4 protein-coding genes and 1 pseudogene are annotated in these 3,543 nt (G+C 58.8%); 1 reads left to right on the top strand and 4 read right to left on the bottom strand.

The window, feature by feature from the left end; genetic code table 11:
- On the bottom strand, positions 1 to 220 hold a 220-nt coding region (locus C9413_RS29615), incomplete at its 3' end, for an FAD binding domain-containing protein (RefSeq protein WP_210263653.1).
- Between the two features lie 184 nt (positions 221 to 404).
- On the opposite strand from C9413_RS29615, the gene C9413_RS29610 reads away from it, so the two are divergent.
- Entirely contained in the window at positions 405 to 1,193 is a 789-nt protein-coding gene (locus C9413_RS29610) for a carbon monoxide dehydrogenase subunit G (RefSeq protein ID WP_170251305.1), read from the top strand.
- Positions 1,194 to 1,268: 75 nt separating this feature from the next.
- Here C9413_RS29610 and C9413_RS29605 read toward each other — a convergent pair whose 3' ends face one another.
- The 3 genes and pseudogenes from C9413_RS29605 to C9413_RS29595 form a co-directional block, all read right to left on the bottom strand.
- Complete coding sequence (locus tag C9413_RS29605; protein ID WP_052451671.1) at positions 1,269 to 2,231, bottom strand: branched-chain amino acid ABC transporter permease; 963 nt, start codon at positions 2,229 to 2,231, stop codon at positions 1,269 to 1,271.
- 17 nt (positions 2,232 to 2,248) lie between these two features.
- On the bottom strand, positions 2,249 to 3,136 hold the full coding sequence (locus C9413_RS29600; protein ID WP_040113951.1) for a branched-chain amino acid ABC transporter permease: 888 nt from the start codon (positions 3,134 to 3,136) through the stop codon (positions 2,249 to 2,251).
- A 33-nt stretch (positions 3,137 to 3,169) separates the two neighbouring features.
- A pseudogene (locus C9413_RS29595) lies at positions 3,170 to 3,543 on the bottom strand (ABC transporter ATP-binding protein); the annotation flags it as partial.

The raw sequence follows: 3,543 nt of genomic DNA, 5'->3' as shown, positions 1-3,543 counted from the left end.
CGCCGATCCTCACCCGATCTCCGTGCAGTTCGATCCGATCAAGGCCGGCCACCCGGTTGATGTCGATAACGATGGTCGGCTTCACCAATCGAAAGTTGATCATCGGCATGAGGCTTTGGCCCCCGGCGATGATCTTACCGTCTCCCTCGGCAGCGCCAAGTGCCGCGGCAACCTCATCGATCGTGGTGGGAGCGATGTAGTCAAACGGCGCGGGCTTCATGGCGTCTGCGACCTCACCTGCGATACTAACTTCCTCGACACGTATCTTCCTCCCCCGCGCAGTGCGGCTCAGCGCAATGCTATAATTTTCACTTGCATTATTAGACTTAAGATAGGAATGTCAAGCAATGTGATTTCGCCGCCGAGGGCGGCAACACCCAATCGTCAGGTGAGGAGATGTATCCATGGAAATGTCAGGCCAGCAGTTAATTCCGGCGACAAGGGAAGACGTAGGGGCCGCACTCAACGATGCAGACGTGCTCAGAGTTTGCATTCCTGGGTGCCAGGAACTGGTAAAGTCTTCAGACACGGAAATGACCGCCGTTGCGGTTATGAAGGGCGGCCCGGTCAAGGCACGTTTCCAAGGGGCGGTAACGCTCTCCGACCTTGATCCGCCGAACGGGTACAAGATTTCGGGTGAGGGGCAGGGCGGCGTCGCAGGTTTTGCGAAGGGCGTCGCGACCGTGAAACTGGAACCGGCTGACAGCGGAACCGTACTCATCTACACCGTCGATGCACAGATCGGTGGCAAGCTGTCGCAGCTTGGTGGCAGACTGATTGATGTTACTGCAAAACAAATGGCGGGCCAATTCTTCAAGCGGTTCGCGGAAGAGATCCAGGCGCGGCAGGACGCGGCTGTTGACCCAGGCAGGTTGACCCCGCCGAAATCCGAAGGTGTCTCCCAGAAGGACGAAAGGTCCATTAGCACAGATCGCGCGCGGATAGAGGCAGCCTTTAGTCCCGGGCCGTCGCCTGCGGTTGCAGTCGCGCGCGCAGGTCCTTCGATGCCAATCCTAGCGTTTGTGGTGTTCGTGTCCGTGTTGGCCGCGTTGTGGGCGGTCTATGGCGGCCTGCTTCCCAGCCTTCTGCCGGCAGGTGATGACCGCGGTCGAATGTCTCCGGATCTGGCAAGCGCCGTGCAGTTGATAATGGCTGCGGCGATTGGCTACCTCTTTGGCGCCCGAGCTCGATAACAAGAACCACACGTCTGGCACAAAAAAGCCGGAACTGTCGTTCCGGCTTTTTCATTTAACTTGCACAAGAAGACTTCATGTACGCTGACTCCGGCGCTCGAGGAAAAGCTTGAGCTCGCCAAAAACGCCACGCCTGAACATCATTACGCAGATCACGAAAAACAGGCCGATGATGAAGGTGATAGGCAGGCCGCTGGTCGACAAGAAGTGCTCCAGGCCGACGACCAGGGTCGAACCCACGATCGGACCGATCAGCGTTCCCATGCCCCCAAGCAGCGTCATCAGAATGACTTCGCCGGACATGTGCCAGGTGACATCAACCAAAGAGGCAAGCTGGAAAGCGATCGCCTTCATCGATCCGGCAAGGCCCGACAGCGCAGCAGACAAGGTAAACGCGATGAGCTTGTAACGGTCTGGCTTGAGGCCGAGCGAAGTCACGCGGGTTTCGTTTTCGCGGATTGCTGAAAGGGTGTGGCCGAAGGGCGAATTGACCGCCCGCCAGATGATCACGAGGCCGATGACCGTACCGCCGAGCACGGTGTAGTACATGGCCGTGATGTTTCGCAAGTCGATCATGCCGAGCAGGTTGCCGCGTGGCACAGCCTGAATGCCGTCCTCTCCGCCGGTAAACGGCATCTGCACGGCCATGAAATAGACGAGTTGTGCAAGGGCCAGCGTGATCATTGCAAAATAGATCCCGTGCCGCCGGATGGACAGCGCGCCGAACACGAGGCCAAGCACGGCCGCAAATGCGGTTCCGGAAAGCACGGCCAGTTCGAAGGGCAAGTGCCAGACTCTTGCGGCGTGAGCCGCGATATAGGCGCCGCCGCCGAAAAATGCCGCGTGGCCAAAGGAGAGTAAACCTGCGTAGCCGAGCGCCAGATTGAATGCCGCTGCGAAAAGCACGAAGCACAGAATCTTGATCAGGAATAGCGGATACGTCACCAGCGGGGCGATAAGCAGGATCGCAGCGACCGCGACCAAGAAGAGAAAACATGTTGGTCTAGCAAATCCGCGTGCGGCAGCGGGACTGGACATAGTGGTACCGTTCATCGTCACGCCTCGCGACTAAACAGGCCTGCCGGCCGGATGAGAATTACCAGCACCATGACCACGAAGACCGCGATCGAGGATGCTGCGGGATAGAAGGTCTTGGTGAGGCCCTCGATGATGCCGAGGCCGAGGGCCGTCACGATAGCGCCACCGATCGATCCCATGCCGCCTATGACGACGACGGCGAAGACAACGATGATGATGCTTGAACCCATACCGGGGCTTACCTGATAAAGCGGCGCTGCAAGGGCGCCCGCAAAGCCGGCAAGGCCGACGCAGAAGGCGTAGGTCAGGGTGAGCATCAGGGGCACGTTGATCCCGAAAGCTTGAACCAGGGCCGGGTTCTCGGTGGCAGCCCGCAGGTAGGCGCCGAGCTTCGTGCGCTCGATGGCAAGCCATGTCAGGATGCAGATGACAAGCGAAACCACGATGACCCATGCGCGATACATCGGCAGAAACATGAAGCCCAGATTGATGCCGCCGGTCAACGCCGCAGGCACGGGATAGGGCTTGCCTGCCGCGCCGAAGACATGGCGGAACAGCCCTTCCAGCATCAGCGCGATGCCGAAGGTGAGGAGAAGGCTGTAGAGGTGATCCATCCGATAGAGCCGCTTCAGCAACAGCCGTTCGACGAGGACACCGAAAATGCCGACCACGATGGGAGCGGCAATCAGAGTTCCCCAATATCCAAGCCCCAGGCGGGAAAGAAGATACCAGGCAACGAAGCCACCAAGCATATAGAACGCACCGTGTGCAAAGTTGATCACATTGAGCATGCCGAAGATGATCGCAAGACCGAGGCTCAGCAGCGCGTAGAACGAGCCGTTGATCAAGCCAAGCAGTAATTGGCCGAGAAGGACGGGCAGCGGCACCCCAAGAAAATCAGTCATCGGATTTTACCTGTTTTATGATGCACTTCACCGTCACACCCCCAGATACCGGTTCAGCCGGTCCATGTTGGCGTCAAGCGCGCTATTGGAGATTTCGTCGACGACCTTGCCCTGATCGAGCACGAAGTGGCGATCGGCAACCGACGCTGCGAAGCGCAGATTCTGTTCAACCAGAATGATCGTCATGCCGCGGTCCTTGAGAATGCGCAACGCGGCGCTGATCTCCTCGATGATCACGGGGGCAATACCTTCCGTCGGCTCGCCGAGGAGGATGAAATCGGCTCCGGTGCGCAAAATCCGGCCGATCGCCAGCATCTGCTGCTCGCCGCCTGAAAGACGCGTTCCGGGCGTGCTATCGCGCCCCTTCAGGTTCGGAAAGAGGGTGTAGATCTCCTCCTCGCTCATAC

Source organism: Rhizobium sp. SEMIA 4085, assembly GCF_013004495.1.
Taxonomy (GTDB): Bacteria; Pseudomonadota; Alphaproteobacteria; order Rhizobiales; family Rhizobiaceae; genus Rhizobium; species Rhizobium gallicum.
The sequence above is the reverse complement of the archived record's forward strand: the minus strand, read 5'-3'. Positions and strand labels throughout refer to the sequence as shown.